Origin of the sequence: Streptomyces sp. NPDC003023 (genome assembly GCF_042888225.1) — a bacterium.
GTDB lineage: Bacteria > Actinomycetota > Actinomycetes > Streptomycetales > Streptomycetaceae > Streptomyces.
In genome coordinates this window covers 1-22,572 of record NZ_JBIAPL010000005.1, presented here as the reverse complement: position 1 = coordinate 22,572, position 22,572 = coordinate 1, and the positions used below count along the sequence as shown (strand labels likewise).

The window sequence follows — 22,572 nt, the reverse complement described above, 5'->3', positions numbered from 1 at the left end:
ACCCCCTGGGTGAGAGCGGCATGAAAGTGCCCCCGTCCTCCGCTGCACGTCAGCGGGGGACGGGGGCACTGTCGTTCGTGCGACCTCTGCTGCGGCCTGGCCTGGCCTGGTCGGGCTCGGTCTGGTCGGGCTCGGTCTGGCCTGGTCGTCCGGCGGGTCGGGCCGATCACCGACACCGGTGGCGCCGGTGTCGGTGGTCAACCGCTGTCAGTGACGAACCGGCCTCAGTGACGAACCGGCGTCAGTGGCGCCGGGCCGTACGACGCCGGGCCAGCAGGTAACCGCCGGCGGCGACCAGCGCCGCGGCGGTGGCCGCGAGAACGCCGACAGGCGCGCCGGCACCCGTCTCCGCCAGGTCGCCGGAGGCTCCGTCGGCCGAGGGAGCGGGGGCTTCCGCGGGCTCGGAGGCGGCCGGTGACTCGTCCGTGGCGGCCGGGGGCTCGGACGTCTCGGTGTCGGGCTTCCCACCGGGCTTCTCGCCCGGCTCGTCACCGGGCTTGTTCTCGCCCGAGGTCTCCTCGTCAGCGCAGTCGACCTTGAAGACCTTGTGCTTGGCGGCCTCGCTCTTCTGACCGTCGAAGGTCCAGAACAGCTTGTACTGGCCGTCGGCGAGCGTCATCTCCTCAGTGCGCTCGTGGCCGGAGCCGTCGAGAGTGAGCGAACCGGACTTGACGACAGTGCCCTTGACGAGGTCGTTGTTCGCCCAGGCCTTGATCTCCCACTCGACGCTCTGTGCTCCGTCGAACTGGAAGCTGTCGAGGTAGAACGTGCAGACCTTGGGGTTGTTGCGGTGGTCGTACTCGCCCGTCACGACGTCGTGGATCTTGACGTTGCCGTTGTCGCCGGGCGGGGTGGCGAACGCGGCCGGGGCGGCCGTCAGCGAAAGCGCTCCGGCGGCCAACAGGGCGCCAGTGCAAGTGAGCATGCGCATGGGGCAGTCCATGGGTGAGAGGGAAAGGCCGTGGGGGGCGGCTCAGCGTCCCGGTGAACAGGTGCGCCGGTCAAGTTGACAGGTGCCGCATCCGCACCAAGAGTTACCACTCGTCCCCATAGTCCGAATAACGATCGGGTGAATACGCGGTTCCGCTGCGCGACTTGGGCACTCACAGCACCAGGAACGACGCCGTCATCAGGGCCCCGCCCGCGAGCGCCGAGCCCCAGGCGATCCGGGTCAGCCGCAGACCGCCGCCGATCACCGGAGCCGCCAGCAGCAGCGCCCCACCCAGCGGCAGCCACGCGTACAGACCGCCGGCGGGACCGGTGCGCACCGCCTCCGTGGAGCCCGGCTTCAGGACAACGGCCAATGTCCTGCCCTTCTTCACCGCGACGGACTCCTCCATCGTCACCCCGGCGCGGTCGGGTGCCGGAGCCTCAGGTGTGTACGTACCGGTGCAGGTGTCGTCGCCGCAGCGCGTGACGGCGAGCGTGCCGTGCTCACGGCCCTTGGAGAGCAGGATGTGCTGCGCGGTGCTCCATGACGACCAGAATCCGGCGGCCAGCAGCACGAGGGCGACGAGCGCCATCGCCGTGTTGCGTGCGAGGACCAGTATCCGGCCGGAGGACTTCCGCTTCATGGCCCGTGATCCTTGGCCATAGGGCTACGCCGGGTCAACCTCACCGGTTGGTGAGGAAACCTACTCCGTTGGCTCGGTGAAGATCGCCTCGGTGGTGGTGGTTGTCACGGCGCGGCTGAGCCAGGTGCGCATGAGTTGTGTGTCGCCGCAGGTGGTGATGCGTTCGTGGGCTTCGTCGGGAATGTCGAGTCCCCGCTGCTGCAGGACGAGAAGGAGGGCGTCTGCGAGGCCCCTCGCGCATCCTTCCGCGCGGCCTTCCGCGCGGCCCTCGGCGCGGCCCTCGGCGCGGCCTTCGTCCCGGATTTCTTCCGAGAGTGGAGATGTGTAGAAAGAAAGGTCCACGGCCACCAGGTTCCTCCACTGATCTGCGGCCGGGCGGTTGCCCGGACAGGACCTACTCCGTTGGCTCGGTGAAGATCGCCTCGGTGGTGGTGGTTGTCACGGCGCGGCTGAGCCAGGTGCGCATGAGTTGTGTGTCGCCGCAGGTGGTGATGCGTTCGTGGGCTTCGTCGGGAATGTCGAGTCCCCGCTGCTGCAGGACGAGAAGGAGGGCGTCTGCGAGGCCCCTCGCGCATCCTTCCGCGCGGCCCTCGGCGCGGCCTTCGTCCCGGATTTCTTCCGAGAGCGGAGATGTGTAGAAAGAAAGGTCCACGGCCACCAGGTTCCTCCACTGATCTGCGGCCGGGCGGTTGCCCAGGCCCTGTGCGGTGAGTTCGACGATGGGGTCGGCGATGGCTTCCGGTGCCTCCCGCAGCGCGGCGGACAGCGTTTTCAGTATGGCACCGATGTCCGGATCGCCGGCGTGCGTGATGGCAGCCAGCGTGGCGAGTGCCAGGTCCTTCCGCGCTTCCGCCACATCCGTGATCACCGGCATGTTGTGCGGGCCGGCGACAAGAGGGCGCAGGGTGAGCGCCGGCCACTTTCGGGGGCCGATGAGTACGGGGCGCGCGGCCCACTCGGCGGTGGCGCGGTCCTGGCAGACGACCAGCAGCAGGGGCGGCGTCCGGTACTTCGTGTACAGGAAGGACAGGTAGTACGCCCAGCTCGCGGGCTTGTCCGGGTCCTTCTTGCCCTGGGCCTCGATGGCCAGGAGGAACGTCTCGTCGTCCTCGGTGTTGATACGTAACAGGGTGTCGACGCGGCGTTCCACCGGGCGCGTTTCCGTGAGATCGGTGGGCAGGAGGGTAGCTGAGACGGGTGCCGCGAAGGGAACGCCGAGCACCTCGGAGACACGGGAGAAGAGCTCCGGGTACTCCTGGAAGATGCGGTGCATCGCCTCGTGGGGAGAACTGACCATAGGGGTGCCTTCGGTTGTGCGGGTGGGGGCCCAGCCACAGCATGGATCTCGGTTCTGGCGCCACGGCAGCGCCCGTCTCCCGGCCCCGAAAGGCGCGGTGCAGGCATCCTCGGGCAGCGACTGGATGGTGCTGTGGCGAGCCCGATCGCATCGAGCATATGCCCGCCAACTATGTGCAAAGCCAGTCCAATTGGCCAACGTCACCCGTGCGAGTGACCGGGTTCAGCACGGAGAGGGTCGGGGAAGCCGCGACCCGGTGGCGGCAGCCACGGCAGCAGCGGCCGCCCGATCAGCGACCCGCGAGGACCTCACGTGGCCTGCGCGGCTGCCCGTGCGGGGGCCGCTTCCATGCGCGTTCCAGCCGCCCATCGCGACGCCGGGCCCATGGCGTACGACGCCACCAGGAACAGGCCGCCGAGCAGCAGCCATCCCGTCGCCCCCAGCCCCATCAGCAGCGCGGTGAGCAACAGCGGTCCGACCGCACGGGCGATCGTGACGCCGGCGCCGAAGAAGCCCTGGTACTCGCCGACACGCCCGACCGGCGCCAGATCGAAGCCGAGCTGCCACGACCCGGCCGACTGGAGCATCTCGGCGGCGACGAGCAGCACCGAGCCGCCGACCAGAGCGGTGATCGCGACCCAGGGCGCAGTCCCTGCCGAGACGGCGAAGGTCGTGCAGGTGAGGAGCATGAGTGCGCCGGACCGTCGGATGGCGCGGGCGGCTGTGCCGAGTCCCCTGACCGAGCGGGCGGTGCGGACCTGGAAGACCACCACGGCACCGGTGTTGAGGATGAAGAGCGCGGAGACGAGCCACTCGGGTGCCTCGGTGCGCTCGGTGATCCACAGAGGCAGACCGAGGCTGAGCAGCGGCATTCGCAGCAGCAGCACGGTGTTGAGGAGCGTCACGACGGCGTACGGCCGGTCCCGCAGCACTGCGGGTTTCGCGCCCCCGACACCGGGCACCGGCGCGACCGCCGGCAGGCGCAGCAGGAGGAGCGCGCAGAGCAGAAAACTCAAGGCGTCGATCGCGAAGACCGCGAGATAGGCCTGTCTCGTGCCCATGGACAGCGCCATCCCGCCGAGCCCGGCGCCCACCGCCAGGCCCGCGTTGAGTGCCGACTGCAGGTGCGCCAAGGTGCCCGTGCGTTCCTCCTTGGCCACCAGACCGGCGAGCAGCGCCTGCCGGGCGGCGGCGAGCCCCGACTGGGCGGTGGCGTAGAGGCAGGCGGTCGCGAGGAACGGCAGGAAGTCCCGAACCACGAGGAAGGACGCGACCGCGACGCCGGTCGCGAGCGCGAGCAGTACCGCCGTGCCCCGTGGCCCCCGGCGGTCCGCGACCTGGCCGAGCGGCACCCCGACGACCGAGCCGACGGCCCAGGCCACGGTCAGCCCGAGGCCGATCCTGGTGGGTGCGAGACCGACGACATGGGTGAAGTACAGGGCTGACGTGACGTAGAACGCGCCGTCACCCACGGAGTTGCTCAACTGGGCCAGGGCAAGGGTGCGTCGTGGGCCCGAGGGCGGCAGAAGGTTCGGCATGGCTGCGACCGTACGCAGTCATCGACCCCCCAGCGCAGGACAATCGGGCGCCCTGTGGGTGGGCCACTTGTGACTGCGGAACGTCGAGATCGACTGCCATGACCACGGGCACACCCGGGCCGCCGCCACCAGCCACGTCTGTGCCGCCGCCACCAGCGGCGACTAGGAGTTGTACGTGCCCTGGGCCCGTTCGAGGCCGTCGATCACCAGACACTCCGCGGCGTCCGCCGCGCGGTCGACGAAGTAGTCCAGTTCCTTGCGCTCCGCGGAGGAGAAGTCCTTCAGCACGAAGTCCGCGACCTGCATCCGGCCCGGCGGCCGGCCGATGCCGAAGCGCACCCGGTGGTAGTCCGGACCCATCGCCTTGGTCATGGACTTCAGGCCGTTGTGCCCGTTGTCCCCGCCGCCCAGCTTCAGCCGCAGGGTGCCGTAGTCGATGTCCAGCTCGTCGTGGACGGCCACGATGTTCGACGTCGGCACCTTGTAGAAGTCGCGCAGCGCCGTCACGGGGCCGCCGGACAGGTTCATGTACGACATCGGCTTGGCCAGGATCACTCGCCGGCTCGACGGTGCCGGAGCTCCGATCCTGCCCTCCAGCACCTGCGCCTGTGCCTTGCCTGCCCGCTTGAAGGAGCCGCCGATGCGCTCCGCCAGGAGGTCGGCCACCATGAAGCCGACGTTGTGGCGGTTCGCCGCGTAGCCGGGGCCGGGGTTGCCGAGGCCCACGATCAGCCAGGGGGCGTTCGTGTCGGACATCGCGCTGCGTCTCCTCGTGAGGACGGCCGTGAACAGGAGAACGGGGTGGCGGGCCGCAGCCCGCCACCCCGTGAAAAGCCTCAAGCAGAGCTTACGGCTCAGGCCTCGGCGGCCTCTTCGCCCTCGGCGCCCTCGGCGGCCGGCTCCTCGGCCTGCGCGGCCAGGACCTGCAGGACGACGGTGTCGTCCTCCACGGCCAGCACGGTGCCGTTCGGCAGGGTGATGTCCTTGGCCAGGACGGAGTCACCGGCGGCCAGGCCCGCGATGGAGACCGTGACGGACTCGGGGATGTGGGTGGCCTCGGCCTCGACCGGCAGGGCGTTCAGCACGTGCTCGAGCAGGAACGCGCCGGGGGCCAGGTCGCCCTCGGTCTGGACCGGGATCTCGACGTTGACCTTCTCGCCGCGCTTCACGAGGAGCAGGTCGACGTGCTCGAGGGAGCCCCGCAGCGGGTCGCGCTGCACGGCCTTCGGGATGGCCAGCTCGTTCTTGCCCTCGAGCTCCAGGGAGATCAGGACGTTCGAGGTGCGCAGGGCGAGCAGCAGCTCGTGGCCCGGCAGCGTGACGTGGACCGGGTCGGTGCCGTGGCCGTACAGGACGCCGGGGACCTTGTTGTCGCGGCGGATACGGCGGGCGGCGCCCTTGCCGAACTCGGAACGGAGCTCGGCGGCGAGCTTCACCTCGGACATGTGCACTCCTCGTACTGAGCAGAAAACTGGTGGCGGTCACCCGGCCACGACAGGCCTGCTACGAAGAGCGCGTCGATAACGGACCGCCGCAACCTGATCGGATGCGGCCTCCCTCGCCGAGCAACTTCGTCAGTCTACCCAGCGTGGGCCGTCGTCCCAAATGGATCTACGAGCATACGAAAAGGGCCGCCCCACGATGTGTGGGGCGGCCCTGGTCGGAACGTTACGCCTGCTCCTCGAAGAGGCTCGTCACCGAGCCGTCCTCGAAGACCTCGCGCACGGCGCGGGCGATCGTCGGCGCGATCGACAGCACCTTGATCTTGTCGAGCTCCAGCTCGCCCGGCGTCGGCAGCGTGTTCGTCAGGACGAACTCGCTCACCTTGGAGTTCTTCAGACGGTCCGCGGCCGGCCCGGAGAGGATGCCGTGCGTCGCCGTCACGATCACGTCCTCCGCGCCGTGCGCGAAGAGCGCGTCGGCCGCGGCGCAGATGGTGCCGCCCGTGTCGATCATGTCGTCGACCAGGACACAGACCCGGCCCTCGACCTCACCGACCACCTCGTGGACCGTCACCTGGTTGGCGACGTCCTTGTCGCGGCGCTTGTGGACGATGGCCAGCGGGGCGTCCAGGCGGTCGCACCAGCGGTCGGCCACGCGCACGCGCCCGGCGTCCGGGGAGACGATCGTCAGCTTGTCGCGGTCGACCTTGGCGCCCACGTAGTCGGCCAGGACCGGCAGCGCGGACAGGTGGTCCACCGGGCCGTCGAAGAAGCCCTGGATCTGGTCCGTGTGCAGGTCGACGGTGAGGATGCGGTGGGCACCGGCCGTCTTCAGCATGTCGGCGATCAGGCGGGCCGAGATCGGCTCGCGGCCGCGGTGCTTCTTGTCCTGGCGGGCGTAGCCGTACGACGGGATGATCACGGTGATGCTCCGGGCGGAGGCCCGCTTGAGAGCATCGATCATGATCAGCTGTTCCATGATCCACTTGTTGATGGGAGCCGTGTGGCTCTGGATCAGGAAGCAGTCGGCGCCGCGCGCGGACTCCTGGAAGCGGACGTAGATCTCGCCGTTGGCGAAGTCGAAAGCCTTCGTCGGGACGAGGCCGACACCCAGTTGGTGTGCAACCTCCTCGGCCAGCTCGGGGTGGGCGCGGCCGGAGAAGAGCATCAGCTTCTTCTCGCCGGTCGTCTTGATCCCGGTCACAGCACTGTCTCCTCAGACGTGTTCTCTGGCCGCGAAGGTCCAGGCCACAAGGGTCCTGAGCGCGAGCCAGCCGAATTTGTGTGCACGTATCACGGTACGCCGAGTTCGGCGCACCTGTTTCCGGTCAGTTCTCCTCGACGACCTGTTCCGTTGCCGCCGAGGCCGCCTGCGCGGCCGCGCTTCCGGGACGCTTGCGCGCCACCCAGCCCTCGATATTCCGCTGCTGGCCGCGGGCGACGGCCAGCGAACCCGCGGGAACGTCCTTCGTGATCACGGACCCCGCGGCGGTGTATGCGCCGTCCCCGACCGTGACAGGAGCCACAAACATGTTGTCCGAGCCCGTCTTGCAGTGGGAGCCGATCGTGGTGTGGTGCTTGGACTCGCCGTCGTAGTTCACGAAGACGCTCGCGGCGCCGATGTTCGTGTACTCGCCGATCGTCGCATCCCCCACGTACGACAGGTGCGGCACCTTCGTGCCCTCGCCGATCGACGAGTTCTTCATCTCGACGAACGTCCCCGCCTTCGCCTTCACGCCGAGGCGGGTGCCGGGCCGGAGGTACGCGAACGGGCCCACGGACGCGCCCTCGCCCACCGTGGCGCCGTCCGCCACCGTGTTGTCCACCCGGGCGCCGGCACGGACCACCGTGTCCTTCAGCCGCGAGTTGGGGCCCACTTCGGCACCCTCGGCGATGTGGGTGGCGCCCAGCAGCTGCGTGCCGGGGTGCACCACGGAGTCCGGCTCGAAGGTCACCATCACGTCCACCAGCACGGAAGCCGGGTCGACGACCGTGACGCCGGCCATCATGGCCTGCTCCAGCAGCCGCTCGTTCATCAGCTTCCGGGCCTCGGCCAGCTGCACCCGGTTGTTGATGCCGAGGATCTCGCGGTGGTCGCCCGCCACGGAGGCGCCGACCCGGTGTCCCGCCTCGCGCAGGATGCCGAGCACGTCGGTGAGGTACTCCTCGCCCTGGCTGTTGTCGGTGCGGACCTTCTTCAGGGCGTCGGCGAGGAGCTGCCCGTCGAACGCGAACACGCCGGAGTTGATCTCACGGATCGCGCGCTGCTCGTCGGTGGCGTCCTTGTGCTCCACGATCGCGGTGACGGCGCCGGTGGCCGCGTCCCGCACGATGCGCCCGTAACCGGTGGAGTCCGGCACCTCGGCGGTCAGCACGGTCACCGCGTTGCCGTCGGCGGAGTGTGTTCCGGCGAGCGCGGCGAGCGTACTGCCGGAGAGCAGCGGGGTGTCGCCGCACACGACGACCACGGTTCCCTCGAGCCGGCCGCCGAGCTCCTCGAGTCCCATGCGCACGGCGTGCCCGGTGCCGTTCTGTTCGGCCTGGAAGGCGGTACGGGTTCCTGTGTAGTGCTCGCCGAGGTGCGCCTCGACCTGCTCGCGCGCGTGTCCGACGACCACCACGAGCTGCTCGGGGTCGAGCTCTCGCGCCGCGGACACGACGTGCCCGACGAGCGAACGTCCGGCGATTTCGTGCAGGACCTTGGGGGTCTTCGACTTCATGCGGGTGCCCTCACCCGCTGCGAGAACGACGACGGCTGCCGGGCGATTGGCGCTCACAGGTATGCCCTTCGGCTTCGGGTGGTGGGACAACCGAAGGATACCGGTGGGTTTCGGGCCGGAAACGAGTGCGGGTCCCGACCGCACGGTCAGGACCCGAACCCAGGTGAGCTGCTCCCGGGGAAGGAATCGAACCCTCATTCAATGGACCAAAACCATTTGTCCTGCCATTAGACGACCCGGGATGGTCTGTCTTCTATGTCCGAGCTTGCGTCTCGGGCGCGAAGGCAGCCCCTACTATGCCGTACCAAGTGCCTTCGATGCGACGGTAGAGCTCAGCGCTCTGGCGTACATGGATCACCAGGCACCCTCTGTAGGTGGGGCCGACGTTCTTGCGGACGGTTCTCGGGTTGTGTCGCTTCAGGGTTGTCTTGCCGAACGCTCCGGCGTCAGCCCCGACAAGATCGGCCCAGTAGCGTTCGGCGCCGGTGATGTCGGCCGACTCGTGGATCATCACGTGGAACGTGAGGCGTTCGCGTTCGACGCCGAGCATGTCGAGCCAGGCCATGAACAGTTGGATCATTCCCGGGTCGTTGTTGACGAACGAGACGCGCTCGCGACGGGCGTGCGGCTTGTCCTTGGTTCCCTCCGCCCAGTAGAGGGCGGCGCCGAGCAGGAGCAGTTCCCGCTCGCTCAAGATGCCTACCTCGGCTGATGCCCGCGCCTTGGTCTCGACGCGTTCGGCTTCACGTCGCCGGAGTGTCGGCTCCCAGCCGCGCCGAGCGATCGCTGCCAACTCCTCGCGGGAGCGCTTGCGCTCCGGCTTCGGCAGGTCCCGTACCCACAGCGAGATCGAACTCTTCGAGCAGCCCAGTTCGACCTGGATCCGGTCGTAGGTCATGCCCTGGAGGCGTAGTTCGCGGGCCCTGGCGCGCAGGTCGTCCTTGGCGTTGGGCCGCTTCGTCCATTCAGGAGGGGGCTCGCCCTCGATCAGGCGGTGGAGGAGGTCGTTGTTGTGGACGTGGAGGCGGTCTCGGATCTGGCGGAGGCTGAGGCCTTGACGGCGCAGGGCGACGGCCTGCTCGCGGAGGCCTTCGAAGTCGGCGTACCTGCCGGCGTTGGATGCCATGTGGTGATCGTCGTCCGGAATGCGAACGTCCGGGTCGAAAATGTGGTCGATTCGCCGTTTCGGGCGAATATGGGCCCTTTCTGTCCCGAAACGAGCCCGCCCGGTGCCGTTCGCGCTCCCGTGAAAATGACTCGCGCCCGCCCGTAGGCTGGAACACATGACCACAACGGGGGCGCAGCAGGAGGCCACGGGTTCGACCGCCGGTGGCCCGCTGTGGTGGGGACGGCGGCGCAGTGCCGCGTTGGACGTGGGACTTGCCGTCGTCTCCGCTGTCGAGTGTGCGCTGCAAGGTGTCGGGTTCGCGGACCGTGCGGCGTTGCCGGTGCCCTTCGGGGTGCTGTTCGGGCTGGTTGTCGGGTCGGTGCTGGTCCTCAGACGGCGGTGGCCGATCGCCGTCGTGCTGGTGTCCGTCGCGACCACGCCGGCCGAGATGGGCTTTGTGATGGGGATGGTCGGGCTGTACACGCTCGCCGCCTCCGAGGTGCCCCGGCGGATCACGGCGACGCTGGCGGGGATGGCCCTGTCCGCGACGTTCATAGTGACGCTGGTCGGTGTGCGGCAGGACGTGGAGGCGGGTGACTACAGCGCCCAGTTCGTGCCGCTGATGGCCGTGTCCATGTCGCTCGGACTGACGGCCCCTCCGGTGTTGCTGGGGCTCTACGTAGGGGCGCGGCGGCGGCTGATGGAGAGCCTGCGGGAACGGGCGGACAGCCTGGAGCAGGAACTTTCGCTGCTCGCGGACCGGGCGGAGCAGCGCGCCGAATGGGCGCGTCAGGAGGAGCGGACCCGTATCGCACGCGAGATGCACGACGTGGTGGCGCACCGGGTGAGCCTGATGGTGGTGCACGCGGCGGCGCTGCAGGCGGTGGCGTTGAAGGACCCGCAGAAGGCCGTGAAGAACGCGGCCCTGGTGGGGGACATGGGCCGGCAGGCGCTGACCGAACTGCGGGAGATGCTCGGGGTGCTGCGCTCCGGCGAGAGCCAGGCGCGGGCGCAGGCGGCGGTGCCGCTCGCCGCGGTGGGAGTTGCGGCTGCCGCGGCTGCCGCGGCGGCGGCGGAGGACGGGCCGTGCATCGCGGACATCGAGGTGCTCGTCGGCCAGTCACGGCAGGCGGGCATGGTGGTGGATCTGGCGGTGCAGGGGGACGTACGGCCGTATCCGCCCGAGGTGGAGCAGACGGCGTACCGGGTGATCCAGGAGGCGCTGACCAACGTCCACAAGCACGCGGCGGGCGCGAAGGTGCTCGTGCGGCTCGCGCATCGTGCGGACGAGGTCGCGATGCAGGTGGAGAACGGTGCTCCGGACGCGGCGGGCGGGGCGGCGGCCGCCGGGCTGCCGAGCGGCGGCAACGGTCTGGTGGGCATGCGGGAGCGGGTCACCGCGCTGGGCGGGGTGTTCGTCTCGGGTGCGACGGAGGTCGGGGGTTTCAGGGTGTCCGCGGTGCTGCCCGACCGGGCCGAGGCCAGTCTGAGGTGAGCCGGGGGCCGGGACCGGCCGCCCCTGCGAGTCCGGGGTCCTGGCGGCCGGTGGGCTCGTGAGCCGGTGGCCACAGGGGGCGATGGGGCCGCGGAGTCGGTTGGCGTGTGAGTCCGGGCCGGGGAGCCGGTGGTGCCGGAGTCGCTGGTCGTGTGAGTCCGGGCCGGGGGGCCGGTGGTGCCGGAGTCGCTGGGCGGGAGCCCGGTGCAAGGGATCGGGTGGTTCCTGAGTCGGTGGCGTGTGCGTCCGGCGTCAGCGGGCCCCGCCGGGCCCGGACCTGCCGCTCCGACGGGGCGCGGTGGTCAGCCCAGTGTCAGTCGTGTCGGCTGGACGCCGGTCACGAGGGTGGCCAGGGCCTGGTCCATGTCCGCGCCGAGGTACCAGTCGCCGGTGTGGTCGATGCTGTAGACGCGCCCTTCGACGTCCATCGCCAGCACCGCCTGCTGGTCGCCCTCCATCCCGAGCGGAGAGATCTCCGTGTCGAGTGCCCGGCCCAGGTCGGCGAGGGTACGGGCCAGGTGCAGTCCCGCCAGCGGGTCGAAGTGGAGCGGCGCGGGCGCGTACTGCCGTCCGGGCCCGGGTGCGGCGACGGTCAGGCCGCCGAACTCCGCCCATGCCTCGACGGCCGCGGGGAAGACCGTGTGCTCGTGTCCCGCCGGTGAGATGTGCGCGCGCAGGGTGTCCGCCCAGTGCTCGGCCTGCTTGATGTCCCAGCGTCCGGGCCGCCAGCCCGCGTCGCGCAGGGCCGCGTCGACGGCGACGGGGAAGCGGGTGGTGCTCAAGTGGTCGGACATCGGTCGCGGGTCAGCCGTTCTCGGGTGCGGTCGGGGCGACGGGGCGTACGCCGAAGTGGTCGAGCATCGCGGTGCAGGACCGGCAGGGCGGGGCGTAGCTGCCGTGCAGGGGGTCGCCGTCCTCGCGGATGCGGCGTGCGGTGAGCTTGGAGTTCTTGAGCGCCCGGCGTGCCTCGCCGTGGGTGAGGGGTTTGCGCTGGGCACGCTTCGAGCGCTGGGTCTCCGCTGCCGTGAGGTGGCGGGAGAGCAGGATCGCCTCGGGGCAGCGTCCCGTGAAGCGTTCGCGCTGACCGCTCGTGAGGGTGTCGAGGAAATCCTGTACGAGCGGGTGGAGAGTCGGTGGCTGGTCGCCCTTTCCCGCGGTGCACGTGAGGGTCTCGCCGCGTACGGAGAGTGCGGCCGCCACGGCGGGCAGGATCCCGTCCCGGCGGTGCCGAAGGCCCGGCGTCCGCTGCGAGTCGTCGGTTCTCCAGTTGAGGCGTGGATCACCCGATGTGCTTGGTCGCGCTGTGTGCATGGTGTTGCCGTCCCTCCGTGCACTCCCCCGTGGTGCGAGTAGACAGCCTGCCAAATGGGGTGGCTGATAAGGAAGCTGGGTAGCCGAAACGTGTTGCCGGGGTGTCGCCGCGTGGCTTTGCGGTCACCCGGATGTGACTCATTGTTACGGAACCGGAGGCCCGGCCGTCGCTCTTGCCGCACCGCTTAGGCTGTGCTGAACCAGCCAGCAGCAGCAGGGGGCAGAACGCCATGACGACAGGTCGGCAAGGCCTGGGGGCAGCTATGGGCCCCGAGGCCGGCGCGGGTACGGCGCCACCGAATGCGGCCTACGCCGGGCAGGTCGTGCAGTTCCCGGACCCGGTCCGGGCCTCCCGCCATCCCAGAGGGGTGCGGATCGACAACGACGGCTACCCGGACTTCTCGCCGTACGCCCGCGCGGCCGCGGAGATCGCCGAGCCGCCCGAGGGCTTCGGAGTGGACGAGCTGCGGCTCACGGACTACGTCTCCGCGAACGCCGCCCTGGCCGCGTCCGGCCACGCCTTGTGGGACACGATCCCGGCGGTCGCGACGCCCCACGGCTGGACCTGGCACCACGCACGACAGTCGCGGCGGCTGGAGCTCGTACCCGTCGAGGTCAAGGCACTGCTGCGGCACCACGGCGGCCTGGCGACGGCGGCCGTGGACCAGGGCAAGCGCGGCACGCGTCCGCTGCAGGAGGCCAGGCCCGTCCACTTCGGTCTGCCCAAGGGCGCCGTGTCCGTGACGGAGCAGCAGCTGCTCAGCGTCGAGGAGGACCTCGGCTACCGCCTCCCCGGCGCGTACCGCTCCTTCCTCAAGGCCGCGGGCGGCTCCGCCCCGGTCGGCGCGGCACTCGACGCGGAGCTGGGCCTGCTGGTGGACCAGCCGTTCTTCACGGTGCGGGACGAGGCCGCGGTCAACGATCTGGTGTACGTCAACAAGTGCCTGCGGGACCATCTGACCAAGGACTACCTGGGCGTTGCTTTCGTGCAGGGCGGGATCCTCGCGCTGAAGGTGCGCGGGGCGGACATCGGTTCCGTGTGGTTCTGCGCGTACGACGACGCCCGCGACCAGGACGGGTGGCAGGTGCAGGAGCGCGTGGACAGGCTGCTGCTGCCGTGCGGCGAGGACTTCGACGCGTTCCTGCAGCGGCTCGCGGGCAATCCGCCGGAGCTGGAGACCGTGGCGAACCTGATGGTGGACGGCGGCTTCGCGCGCGCCGTCCCGGTTTCGGACGAGGGGTGATTGTCCGATGGTGACTTTCGCGCAGGCGCAGGAGCGCGCCGAGGAATGGGTCAACGGTGACGTGCCCGCGTACCAGCACCGTGAGGTGCGGGTCCGTGAGTTCGACCTGGGTTTCGTCGTGTGGGCGGAGGACCGTGAGCAGGGCGCCCGCTCCGACGGCGGCCGTCAGCGGCTGGTGATCGCCAGGGACAGCGGAGAGGCGACGCTGTGGCCTGGGCTGCCGGTGGGCGAGGTGATCCGCCGGTACGAGGAGGAGTACGGGGGCGCGGATCACGCGTCTCCCGCCGCTTCGCCCGAGCCGCCGCAGCGGATAGATCTGAACCAGACGTCGTTCCTGCTGAGCCCGCCCGAGTGGCTCCAGGACGCGGCGGACAGGCTGGGGATCCCCGACCGGCGGGCGTCGGCGGACTCCGAGGATTTGGCGGACTCGGCCGTTTCGTCGGCGGGCTCCGGGGCCGCCCGTCCGGCGGGTGGTTCACCGGCACCCGCCGCTGAGGCGCCTTCGGCGGGCTCGGACCGGTCGGCAGGCGTGGGAGAGACCGGCGTACCGGGCTCTGTCGGCAGCGATTCCTCGCAGTCGACGGGCAGTTCGTCCCACTCCTCGCTGTCGTCCCCGTCGTCGTCGGCCACACCGTCGCCGTCCTCTTCCGCCACGCCGGCACCGGGTTCCTCCTCGTCGGCGTCGGCCGGTTCGGCCTGGCCGGACGCCGGTTCGTCGTCAAGCCCGGGCTCGGGATCGGGTGCGGACGTGTCGCCGGGCGGATCCCCGTGGCCGAACGCGGGCGCCGCCGATTACGAGCCGACGGCGTCCGACGGAGTGCCCGCCGCACCGTCCGGCGGTACGGGATGGACCGACACCAGCTCGGCGGGCACGGACGACGTGTCCGTGCCGCTGCCGGCCACCGTCTTCGCGCCGCCGGTCCCGTCGGACGAGAGCCGTACCCCGCCGCCGGTCTCGGCCGAGGCGCCCACGGCCCTGATGTCCGGCGGCAGCCAGCTGCCGAGGACGGCGATCGTGCCGGGGCTGAACCCCCAGCCGCAGCCCCCGTCGCAGTCGCCCTCTCAGCCGGAGGCCGCGTCGCAGTCGACGCCGATGCCCGCCCCCGGCGCCGCGGCGGCCGACATCGCGGACGCGGCGACGAGCAAGGCCGTCCTCCCGCCGCGCGGTGCGCGCGGCGGGACCCGCGGTGGTCTCGGCGCGACGCCTCCGCCGCCCGGCGCTCCCGGCACTCCGGGGGCCCGCCCCGCGTCCGGAGCGACGCCCGCGCCCTCGGGTCCGGGTGCTCCCGGCGCTCCGGCGGCCGGCTACCTGCCGACCCAGCTCGTCTCCCAGCTCGGCCCGGAGGGACCGCAGCCTCCCGGCCCGCCCGCGCCCGTCGGTTCGACTCCGCCGCCTCCCGGTCCGCCGGCGCCTCCTGGTTCGACGCCGCCGCCTGGTGGCGGGGTGCATCATGCGGCGACCATGCTGGCCCAGCCCGGTCAGATGGGTCCGGGCGCGCCGCAGCCTCCTGGCCCGCCCGGTCCGCCGCGCCCGCCAGGCTCCACACCGCCGCCTCCCGGTCCGCCGGCGCCTCCTGGTTCGACGCCGCCGCCTGGTGGCGGGGTGCATCATGCGGCGACCATGCTGGCCGATCCCGGTCAGATGGGTCCGGGCGCGCCGCAGCCTCCCGGCCCGCCCGGCTCGCCGCCGCCTCCTGGTTCCACGCCGCCGCCCGGCGGTGGGGTGCACCAGGCCGCGACCATGCTCGCCGGTCCGGCGCAGATGGGTCCGGGCGCGCCGCAGCCTCCGGGTCCGCCCGGTCCTCCCGGTGCCCCCGGCTCCTTGCCGAACGCCCCGCAGCCTCCGAACGCCCCGCAGCCCCCGCATGCCTCGCAGCCCCCGATGGGCGGCGGGCGCCCGCCCTACGGGTACCCGCAGCAGCCGACCGGTGTGCCGACCGTCGGACCCGGCTACCAGGCGGTGCTGCGCTACCGCGCACCCGACGGTTCCGAGGCCCAGCTGATCCGCCGTTCCGCCCCGGGCACCCCGCATCCGGAGTGGCAGATCCTGCACGAGCTGCGCGCGATGAACGTGCCGCCGCAGCAGGTGCTGGAGCTGCACACGGAGCTGGAGTCGTGCGAGCTTCCGGGTGCGTACTGCGCCCGGATGATCCGCGAGACGTGGCCGCAGGCACGGATCACGTCGATCGCTCCGTACGGCAGGGACCACGCCTCGCGCCAGCAGGGCATGCAGCAACTCCTCGCCCATCAGGGTGAGTTGCATCAGGTCGCCGACGGGCCCGCGCGGCCCGCGCCGGTGCGCGCCCCGCTGCCGCAGGTCCAGCCCGTGCCTCCGATTCCGCCGGAGGGCATCGCGCAGGAGCTGGTCGGGGCGTTCGGACCGCAGGGTCTGTGCCGGTTCGACCAGCGGGCCGTGTCGCGTCAGGGTGTGCCGGAGATCGTGGCCGCCACCCTGGTGTGGGCGGGTCTGCCGGGTGACTTCAACCCGTTCTTCTGGGCACAGCCGGCCCAGCCGGTGGTGCCGACGCTGGCCGAACTCGCCGCCCAGCGCCAGGTGCAGCCGGCCTCCGACGCGGGTTCCTACCTGGTCATCGGCAGCGACTTCGGCCGGGCGATCTGTGTCCAGTACGGCACGGCGCACATCGTCGCGGTTCCGGTGGAGGCGGGTCCGGGCGGTCAGCCCGTGGCCCCGCAGTTCGTGAACACGGGCCTGCCCGAGTTCGTGCGCTGCCTCGCCCTGCTCGGCCGTATGTGGCGGCTGCGCTTCGGCCTCAACCCGGAGCAGGCGGGCCGCTGGACGGTCGACTTCCAGGCCCAGCTCGCGGCCCTGGACCCGGCGGCGCTGGCGTCGCCGGAGAGCTGGTGGTCGGTGATGCTCGAGCAGATGTGGGACGGGCTGCTGTAAGGACCGTGGTTGGTCGACGCGCCGCCGCGCGATGCGCTCGTGGAGCGATATCGCGCCGAGTGCCACGGGCAGTTGGAAGAGCCCAACAGCGGCCCGGTGGTGAGCTCGCCGCCGACCTCGCCGGTCCGTCGTGCCGGGGGCGTCGGCGGAGAGCAGGAGGAAGGGCACGCGGCAGCCGAGCGCGGCGAAGGTCGAGACACGCCACAGTCGCGCGGTAGGCGGAGCCGAGGTGTTGCACTTCGTGGCTGTGGTCGTCGCCGCCGGACGGTTGCGGGGGCGTCGGCGGCTACAGCAGACCGTCGACCGAACCGGAACCGGAACCGGAACCGGAACCGGAACCGGGATCGGGATGGGGATCGGAGCCGGTATCAGGATCGGGGACGGCGGGTGGCCCGCCGTCGCCTCGCACGGAGCCGGCTTCGGCATTGTCGAGAAGCCCCGAACTCGCCAGGAGGAAGCCGAGTTGCGCCCGGCTGTTGCTGTCGAAGTGCTCGGAGACCCTGCGGATGTGGGCCACCACCGTGCGGCGGCTCAGTCCGATCCTGCGGGCGATGCGTTCATCCGTCTCACCGGCGACCATGGCTCGCAGGATGACGCGCTGGATGTCGTCCACCACGAGTGCTTCTCGCTGTCCGCCTGCTGACGGGTCGACGGGGGTGGCGCGGGTCCAGTGGCGTTCGAACATCACCCTCAGGAACCGGATCAGGGCGGGATGCCGTATGGCCATGGCTGTGTCGGCAGTCTTCTCCCCGGTCGGAATGAAGGCGACGTCCTGGTCGCAGATGATCAGGCGGTCGAATATCTCCGCCAGCGTGCGGACCTCGGCGCCTTGGGCGCTGACCTGCTTGATGTAGGCGAGGGTGGGCTTGTGGGTCCGGACGGAGTGCTGGTAGAGCGTCCGTTGCCGCACGCCCCGGGCGAGCAGGGGCAGGCTGCGTCCCAGCGCCTCACGCAGCAGTTCGGCAGAGCGGCCGCCGCCCGGCTGGGCGGTGATGAGCTCCTGGGTGCAGCCGCTGACGGCGGCTTCCAGCGCGTGACTGATGGTCCGGGTGCCCCGGATGACGGTGAGCGGCTGTTCCTCCTTGCGGCGCGCGTTGGCGTAGATGGAGTCGTAGGCGCCCAAGGCGGCCCGGATCGTCGCCGCTTCACTCCTCAGGCCGGCCATCGCCTCCTCCAGCGGGCGGAGGGCGGCCTCGGCCGCGACGGACGGTGGTACGGGAAAGGCCATGCCGTCGGAGTTCTCCGACTCGACGACGAGTTTGAGCCGTCGAAGACAGGCAGGTACGGATCCGAGAAATGTATCTCCTTCAACTACCGCTCTGTGGTAGTGCTCCTTGGCCCAGGGGCAGGGCTCCGTGGCGGCAACTGCACCGCACTCGGGGGCGATTGAGCAGATCTCATTTCGCTTCACAGAAGCGAAATGTAACATCACGCAGCTGACTGGATTCGACGTTCCGAGCCCGCTTCGGTCAGGATCAATGATGAGGATCGCTGCTGGGGGGGAGCGGCCAGGCTTCACCCTCTGTTCGGTCCGTGCAGTCACAATGGAACCGCACGGGGAGAAAATTCAATGCGCAACATTCATCGGTTTGTGCTGGGTGCCGTCGCGCTCGTCGCACTCGTCGGTACGCCGGCGGCACTCGCGGGATCGTTCGCCGCGCCTTCCGCCGGGCCCACCGCTCCTGGCAGGGACCCCGCCTGGGGGTGAAGCACGACCGTGCGCCGGGGTGGGGCCCGGCGCACGGGAGGCGGGAGCTCGGACTCGATCTCTGAACGGGGGATGCAGTGGGCGATGACGTCGCACTTCATGTAGGCGAGAACGTTGACATTCCTGTGCTCATACGGTTCACGCCGGGCACGTCGGTCCTGTCGCTGATGGGGGACGCGCTCGGAATCCCTCAGGGCGTGCCCGTGAGCCGCCGCAGACTGCTGCGGAAGTCCTGTCCCGAGTACCTGATGAGAGTGATGGGAACCGTCACCCTTACTGGTTCTCTGAATATTCCAGAAGTTCTCTCGATGGACGGCGCGGCCGGCCCCGACGCGATGTTGGAAGAGATCGAAAAAATTCCCGACATCACGTCGGAATCCCTGTACGTCGACCTGGAGCGTATGTTCGGTGAAGCAGTCCCGCCGACCTGGCGGAAAATCGCCGACAATCCCTCCGACTTCCTCATCTCGTACGCCGCCCTGGCCCGTTCGGTATGGGACTCGCTGGCTCCCGTGTGGCAACGGGCAAAGCCCTTACTGGATCGGGAAGTCGAACGCGTGGGTGTGGCCTCGGTCACGGGAACGATGAGTGCCCTTCTCGCCAATCTGAGCCCACGGATCTCCTTCGTCGACGGGAACGTGCTGCTGCCGGGCGGCGCCCCGGCCGGCAACGGCGGCGCGGTACACAAACTGACCCTCACGCCACTGGTCTCCGGCACACGTGCCTGTGTCCACCACGTCGACGACGCCGGCCATGCGTACGTCGGCTACCCGGTGGCCGGGCTCGGCCCGCTGCTGGTCGGTGACGAGGGCTTGGGGGGGAGGTCCGCGGACGCGCTCGCGATGACGCTGGGGGAACTGCGCGCAGTCATCCTGCGCAACGGCAGCCAGTCCGTCTCCATGGGAAAGCTGGCCGACCTGCTGCACTGCACCGCCGGCACGGTGACATACCACTGCCGACAGCTCGAACAGGCCGGTCTCCTGTGCCGCGAACGGCGGGGTCGCGAGGTCCGGATACTGCGCACCCTCAGAGGAGACGCACTCGTGGACGCCCTGTCATGAAAACCGGCAAGAGATCGACGGCCCGTCTTCTCGTCCTGGTCTCCGGGTCCGGGACGAACCTCCAGGCCCTGCTGGACGCTGCCGCGGACGATCCCACCGGGTTCGGGGCGAGAGTCGTGGCCGTCGGGGCGGACCGGACGGGCATCAGGGGTCTGGAGCGGGCAGAGCGGGCAGGCCTGCCCACCTTCGTGTGCCGGGTGAAGGACTTCGCCACCCGCGGGGAATGGGACATGGCCCTGGCCGAGGCCACCGCCGAGTACGAGCCGGACCTGGTTGTCTCAGCCGGTTTCATGAAGATCATGGGCAAGGAGTTCCTGGAGAGGTTCGGCGGGCGCATCGTCAATACGCACCCGGCGCTGCTCCCCAGCTTCCCCGGAGCACACGGAGTGCGGGACGCGCTGGCGTACGGTGCGAAGGTCACCGGCTGCACCGTCCACTTCGTCGACGACGGCGTGGACACCGGGCCGGTCATCGCCCAGGGAGCGGTGGAGGTGCGCGACACCGACGACGAGGCGTCGCTTCACGAACGCATCAAGGAAGTCGAGCGTTCGCTGCTCGTCGATGTCGTCGGACGCCTCGCCCGGGACGGCCATCGCATGGACGGACGCAAGGTCGTGTTGCGCTGAACCCGGCGCCCATGGGAGAAGCCCCTTCGCCGGCGGGCCGGCGAGGGGGCTTCTTCGTTGTTTCGCTGCGTGTCAGACGAGCAGACCCGGGATGGTCTCCTCGTGGGCGGTGCGCAGTTCGCTCAGCGGGATGTCGAACTCGCCCTGCACCTCGAGCGAGTCGCCGTCGACGACACCGATTCGGGTCGCGGGGAGCCCGCGCGCGCCGCACATGTCGGTGAAGCGGAGTTCCTCGCTGCGCGGGACGGAGACGACGGCGCGGCCGGCCGACTCGCTGAGCAGGAAGGTGAAGGTGTCCAGACCGTCCGGGACGACCAGGCGGGCGCCGTTGCCGCCGCGCAGGCAGGACTCGACCACGGCCTGGACGAGTCCGCCGTCGGACAGGTCGTGCGCCGCGTCGATCATGCCGTCGCGGGAGGCCGAGATCAGGATCTCGCCCAGCAGCTTCTCGCGGTCGAGGTCGACCTTCGGCGGCATGCCGCCGAGGTGGTCGTGGACGACCTGGGACCAGGCGGAGCCGCCGAACTCCTCGAGGGTGTCGCCCAGGAGGTAGAGCAGCTGCCCCTCCTCGGCGAAGGCGATCGGCGTGCGGCGGTTGACGTCGTCGATCACACCGAGCACGGCCACGACGGGCGTGGGGTGGATCGCGGTCTCACCGGTCTGGTTGTAGAGCGAGACGTTGCCACCGGTGACGGGCGTGCCCAGCTGCAGACAGCCGTCCGCGAGACCGCGGGTGGCCTCCGCGAACTGCCACATCACGTCCGGGTCCTCGGGGGAACCGAAGTTCAGACAGTCGGAGATCGCCAGCGGCTTCGCACCGGACGCCGCGACATTGCGGTACGCCTCGGCCAGCGCGAGCTGCGCACCCGTGTACGGGTCGAGCTTGGCGTACCGGCCGTTGCCGTCGGTCGCGATGGCGACGCCGAGCCCGGTCTCCTCGTTGATGCGAATCATGCCGGCGTCCTCGGGCTGCGCGAGCACGGTGTTGCCCTGCACGAACCGGTCGTACTGGTCCGTGATCCACGCCTTGGATGCCTGGTTCGGCGAGGCCACCAGCTTGAGAACCTGCTCACGCAGCTCCTCGGCGGTCCGCGGGCGGGCCAGCTTGTTCGCGTCGTCGGCCTGCAGCGCGTCCTGCCAGGACGGGCGGGCGAAGGGCCGTTCGTAGACCGGTCCTTCGTGGGCGACCGTGCGCGGATCGACATCGACGATCTTCTGGCCGTGCCAGAAGATCTCCAGCCGGTCGCCGTCGGTCACCTCACCGATGACGACGGCGATGACGTCCCACTTCTCGCAGATCGCAAGGAAGCGGTCGACCTTGTCCGGTTCCACGACCGCGCACATGCGTTCCTGCGACTCGCTCATGAGGATCTCCTCGGGCGAGAGCGTCGCGTCACGCAGCGGCACGGTGTCCAGCTCGACCCGCATACCACCGTCGCCGTTGGACGCAAGCTCGCTCGTCGCACAGGACAGGCCGGCTGCGCCGAGGTCCTGGATGCCCGCGACGAGCTTCTCGGCGAAGGCCTCCAGGGTGCACTCGATCAGGAGCTTCTCCTGGAACGGGTCGCCGACCTGCACCGCGGGACGCTTCGACGGCTTGCCCGTGCCGGAAGCACTGTTGCCCTCGGCGTCGAAGGTCTCGGAGGCGAGGATCGACGCACCGCCGATGCCGTCGCCGCCGGTGCGGGCGCCGTACAGAATGACCTTGTTGCCGGGACCCGATGCCTTGGCGAGGTGGATGTCCTCGTGCTTCATCACACCGATGCAGCCTGCGTTGACCAGCGGATTGCCCTGGTAGCAGGCGTCGAAGACGACCTCGCCGCCGATGTTCGGCAGACCAAGGCAGTTGCCGTAGCCGCCGATGCCGGCGACGACGCCCGGCAGGACACGCCTGGTGTCGGGGTGGTCGGCCGCGCCGAAGCGCAGCGGGTCCACGACCGCGACCGGGCGGGCGCCCATCGCGAGGATGTCGCGGACGATGCCGCCGATGCCCGTCGCCGCGCCCTGGTAGGGCTCCACATACGAGGGGTGGTTGTGCGACTCGACCTTGAAGGTCACCGCATAGCCCTGGCCGACGTCGACGACGCCCGCGTTCTCGCCGATGCCGACGAGCATCGCGTCGTTCTCGGGAACCTTCTCGCCGAACTGCTTCAGGTGGACCTTGCTGCTCTTGTACGAGCAGTGCTCGGACCACATCACGCTGTACATCGCGAGCTCGGCACCGGTGGGACGGCGGCCGAGGATCTCGCGGATACGCGCGTACTCGTCCTCCTTGAGGCCGAGCTCCTTCCAGGGCTGCTCCGCCTCCGGGGTCTCACCCGCGTGCTTGACGGTGTCGAGGGTCACGCTCGGTCGCTCCTTCGCGCGATGGTGGTGCTGTGCTCACAAGCGGGACGCCCAGTCGCTCCCTCGGCTGCTGCGGCGGCGAGGCTCATGCGCTGACCAACTTCTTCAGGATCGAGGTGAAGAACCCGAGTCCGTCGGTACGGCCCGTACCGATCAGCGGCTCCACCGCGTGCTCGGGGTGCGGCATCAGGCCGACG

General features: G+C 70.3%; 20 protein-coding genes and 1 tRNA gene. 6 read left to right on the top strand and 15 right to left on the bottom strand.

The window, feature by feature from the left end; genetic code table 11:
- Nucleotides 1-241: 241 nt before the first annotated feature.
- The 11 genes from ACFYV1_RS18100 to ACFYV1_RS18050 all read right to left on the bottom strand — a co-directional run bounded on the left by ACFYV1_RS18100 (nucleotide 242) and on the right by ACFYV1_RS18050 (nucleotide 9,697).
- Nucleotides 242-931 carry a hypothetical protein gene (locus ACFYV1_RS18100; protein WP_389396479.1) on the bottom strand — a complete coding sequence of 230 codons (690 nt, stop codon included), beginning with the start codon at nucleotides 929-931 and terminating at the stop codon, nucleotides 242-244.
- Nucleotides 932-1,103: 172 nt separating this feature from the next.
- Entirely contained in the window at nucleotides 1,104-1,574 is a 471-nt protein-coding gene (locus ACFYV1_RS18095; RefSeq protein ID WP_389396478.1) for a hypothetical protein, read from the bottom strand.
- Nucleotides 1,575-1,634: 60 nt separating this feature from the next.
- On the bottom strand, nucleotides 1,635-1,922 hold the full coding sequence (locus ACFYV1_RS18090; protein ID WP_389396477.1) for a hypothetical protein: 288 nt from the start codon (nucleotides 1,920-1,922) through the stop codon (nucleotides 1,635-1,637).
- Between the two features lie 46 nt (nucleotides 1,923-1,968).
- The gene (locus ACFYV1_RS18085) at nucleotides 1,969-2,871 is read right to left on the bottom strand and encodes a hypothetical protein (protein ID WP_389396476.1); all 903 of its coding nucleotides are present in this window, start codon (nucleotides 2,869-2,871) and stop codon (nucleotides 1,969-1,971) included.
- A 308-nt stretch (nucleotides 2,872-3,179) separates the two neighbouring features.
- The gene (locus ACFYV1_RS18080; RefSeq protein WP_389396475.1) at nucleotides 3,180-4,409 is read right to left on the bottom strand and encodes an MFS transporter; all 1,230 of its coding nucleotides are present in this window, start codon (nucleotides 4,407-4,409) and stop codon (nucleotides 3,180-3,182) included.
- Between the two features lie 162 nt (nucleotides 4,410-4,571).
- Nucleotides 4,572-5,165: an aminoacyl-tRNA hydrolase gene (gene pth / locus ACFYV1_RS18075; RefSeq protein ID WP_389396474.1), complete on the bottom strand. Its 594-nt coding sequence runs from the start codon at nucleotides 5,163-5,165 to the stop codon at nucleotides 4,572-4,574.
- Nucleotides 5,166-5,263: 98 nt separating this feature from the next.
- Nucleotides 5,264-5,854: a 50S ribosomal protein L25/general stress protein Ctc gene (locus ACFYV1_RS18070; protein WP_389396473.1), complete on the bottom strand. Its 591-nt coding sequence runs from the start codon at nucleotides 5,852-5,854 to the stop codon at nucleotides 5,264-5,266.
- A gap of 223 nt (nucleotides 5,855-6,077) precedes the next feature.
- Complete coding sequence (locus ACFYV1_RS18065) at nucleotides 6,078-7,055, bottom strand: ribose-phosphate diphosphokinase (protein WP_389396472.1); 978 nt, start codon at nucleotides 7,053-7,055, stop codon at nucleotides 6,078-6,080.
- A gap of 124 nt (nucleotides 7,056-7,179) precedes the next feature.
- A complete protein-coding gene (gene glmU / locus ACFYV1_RS18060; protein WP_389396471.1) occupies nucleotides 7,180-8,628 on the bottom strand; it encodes a bifunctional UDP-N-acetylglucosamine diphosphorylase/glucosamine-1-phosphate N-acetyltransferase GlmU in 1,449 nt (482 codons plus the stop codon).
- Nucleotides 8,629-8,742: 114 nt separating this feature from the next.
- A tRNA-Gln gene (locus ACFYV1_RS18055) sits at nucleotides 8,743-8,813 on the bottom strand.
- An 11-nt stretch (nucleotides 8,814-8,824) separates the two neighbouring features.
- On the bottom strand, nucleotides 8,825-9,697 hold the full coding sequence (locus ACFYV1_RS18050; protein ID WP_389396470.1) for a hypothetical protein: 873 nt from the start codon (nucleotides 9,695-9,697) through the stop codon (nucleotides 8,825-8,827).
- A 157-nt stretch (nucleotides 9,698-9,854) separates the two neighbouring features.
- On the opposite strand from ACFYV1_RS18050, the gene ACFYV1_RS18045 reads away from it, so the two are divergent.
- Nucleotides 9,855-11,174 carry a sensor histidine kinase gene (locus tag ACFYV1_RS18045; RefSeq protein WP_389396469.1) on the top strand — a complete coding sequence of 440 codons (1,320 nt, stop codon included), beginning with the start codon at nucleotides 9,855-9,857 and terminating at the stop codon, nucleotides 11,172-11,174.
- A 302-nt stretch (nucleotides 11,175-11,476) separates the two neighbouring features.
- Here the strand turns inward: ACFYV1_RS18045 and ACFYV1_RS18040 are convergent, their stop codons facing one another.
- The gene (locus ACFYV1_RS18040; protein ID WP_389396468.1) at nucleotides 11,477-11,968 is read right to left on the bottom strand and encodes an SUKH-3 domain-containing protein; all 492 of its coding nucleotides are present in this window, start codon (nucleotides 11,966-11,968) and stop codon (nucleotides 11,477-11,479) included.
- A 10-nt stretch (nucleotides 11,969-11,978) separates the two neighbouring features.
- A complete protein-coding gene (locus ACFYV1_RS18035; protein WP_389396467.1) occupies nucleotides 11,979-12,485 on the bottom strand; it encodes a YwqJ-related putative deaminase in 507 nt (168 codons plus the stop codon).
- 230 nt (nucleotides 12,486-12,715) lie between these two features.
- Here ACFYV1_RS18035 and ACFYV1_RS18030 point away from each other — a divergent pair, with 230 nt between their 5' ends.
- Both ACFYV1_RS18030 and ACFYV1_RS18025 read left to right on the top strand, forming a co-directional pair.
- Complete coding sequence (locus ACFYV1_RS18030) at nucleotides 12,716-13,729, top strand: SMI1/KNR4 family protein (protein ID WP_389396466.1); 1,014 nt, start codon at nucleotides 12,716-12,718, stop codon at nucleotides 13,727-13,729.
- Between the two features lie 7 nt (nucleotides 13,730-13,736).
- Complete coding sequence (locus ACFYV1_RS18025; RefSeq protein WP_389396465.1) at nucleotides 13,737-16,634, top strand: SUKH-4 family immunity protein; 2,898 nt, start codon at nucleotides 13,737-13,739, stop codon at nucleotides 16,632-16,634.
- A gap of 286 nt (nucleotides 16,635-16,920) precedes the next feature.
- Here the strand turns inward: ACFYV1_RS18025 and ACFYV1_RS18020 are convergent, their stop codons facing one another.
- Nucleotides 16,921-17,862, bottom strand: coding sequence for a LuxR C-terminal-related transcriptional regulator (locus ACFYV1_RS18020; RefSeq protein WP_389396464.1), 942 nt, complete (start codon nucleotides 17,860-17,862; stop codon nucleotides 16,921-16,923).
- A gap of 342 nt (nucleotides 17,863-18,204) precedes the next feature.
- Here ACFYV1_RS18020 and ACFYV1_RS18015 point away from each other — a divergent pair, with 342 nt between their 5' ends.
- The 3 genes from ACFYV1_RS18015 (at nucleotide 18,205) to purN (ending at nucleotide 20,029) form a co-directional block, all read left to right on the top strand.
- Nucleotides 18,205-18,342, top strand: a complete 138-nt coding sequence (locus ACFYV1_RS18015; protein WP_389396463.1) for a hypothetical protein — start codon at nucleotides 18,205-18,207, stop codon at nucleotides 18,340-18,342.
- A 77-nt stretch (nucleotides 18,343-18,419) separates the two neighbouring features.
- Nucleotides 18,420-19,403 carry a MarR family transcriptional regulator gene (locus tag ACFYV1_RS18010; protein WP_389396462.1) on the top strand — a complete coding sequence of 328 codons (984 nt, stop codon included), beginning with the start codon at nucleotides 18,420-18,422 and terminating at the stop codon, nucleotides 19,401-19,403.
- Nucleotides 19,400-20,029, top strand: coding sequence for a phosphoribosylglycinamide formyltransferase (purN, locus tag ACFYV1_RS18005; protein WP_389396461.1), 630 nt, complete (start codon nucleotides 19,400-19,402; stop codon nucleotides 20,027-20,029). The genes ACFYV1_RS18010 and purN overlap by 4 nt, the downstream gene beginning before the upstream one ends.
- A gap of 72 nt (nucleotides 20,030-20,101) precedes the next feature.
- Here the strand turns inward: purN and purL are convergent, their stop codons facing one another.
- A complete protein-coding gene (gene purL / locus ACFYV1_RS18000) occupies nucleotides 20,102-22,375 on the bottom strand; it encodes a phosphoribosylformylglycinamidine synthase subunit PurL (RefSeq protein ID WP_389396460.1) in 2,274 nt (757 codons plus the stop codon).
- Between the last annotated feature and the right edge of the window lie 197 nt (nucleotides 22,376-22,572).

Bases quoted from the DNA above. Each gene is read 5' to 3' on its own strand.
- ACFYV1_RS18100 (WP_389396479.1), bottom strand. From the start codon at position 931: ATGCGCATGCTCACTTGCACTGGCGCCCTGTTGGCCGCCGGAGCGCTT.
- ACFYV1_RS18095 (WP_389396478.1), bottom strand. From the start codon at position 1,574: ATGAAGCGGAAGTCCTCCGGCCGGATACTGGTCCTCGCACGCAACACG.
- ACFYV1_RS18085 (WP_389396476.1), bottom strand. From the start codon at position 2,871: ATGGTCAGTTCTCCCCACGAGGCGATGCACCGCATCTTCCAGGAGTAC.
- ACFYV1_RS18080 (WP_389396475.1), bottom strand. From the start codon at position 4,409: ATGCCGAACCTTCTGCCGCCCTCGGGCCCACGACGCACCCTTGCCCTG.
- pth (WP_389396474.1), bottom strand. From the start codon at position 5,165: ATGTCCGACACGAACGCCCCCTGGCTGATCGTGGGCCTCGGCAACCCC.
- ACFYV1_RS18070 (WP_389396473.1), bottom strand. From the start codon at position 5,854: ATGTCCGAGGTGAAGCTCGCCGCCGAGCTCCGTTCCGAGTTCGGCAAG.
- ACFYV1_RS18050 (WP_389396470.1), bottom strand. From the start codon at position 9,697: ATGGCATCCAACGCCGGCAGGTACGCCGACTTCGAAGGCCTCCGCGAG.
- ACFYV1_RS18045 (WP_389396469.1), top strand. From the start codon at position 9,855: ATGACCACAACGGGGGCGCAGCAGGAGGCCACGGGTTCGACCGCCGGT.
- ACFYV1_RS18040 (WP_389396468.1), bottom strand. From the start codon at position 11,968: ATGTCCGACCACTTGAGCACCACCCGCTTCCCCGTCGCCGTCGACGCG.
- ACFYV1_RS18035 (WP_389396467.1), bottom strand. From the start codon at position 12,485: ATGCACACAGCGCGACCAAGCACATCGGGTGATCCACGCCTCAACTGG.
- ACFYV1_RS18030 (WP_389396466.1), top strand. From the start codon at position 12,716: ATGACGACAGGTCGGCAAGGCCTGGGGGCAGCTATGGGCCCCGAGGCC.
- ACFYV1_RS18025 (WP_389396465.1), top strand. From the start codon at position 13,737: ATGGTGACTTTCGCGCAGGCGCAGGAGCGCGCCGAGGAATGGGTCAAC.
- ACFYV1_RS18020 (WP_389396464.1), bottom strand. From the start codon at position 17,862: ATGGCCTTTCCCGTACCACCGTCCGTCGCGGCCGAGGCCGCCCTCCGC.
- ACFYV1_RS18015 (WP_389396463.1), top strand. From the start codon at position 18,205: ATGCGCAACATTCATCGGTTTGTGCTGGGTGCCGTCGCGCTCGTCGCA.
- purN (WP_389396461.1), top strand. From the start codon at position 19,400: ATGAAAACCGGCAAGAGATCGACGGCCCGTCTTCTCGTCCTGGTCTCC.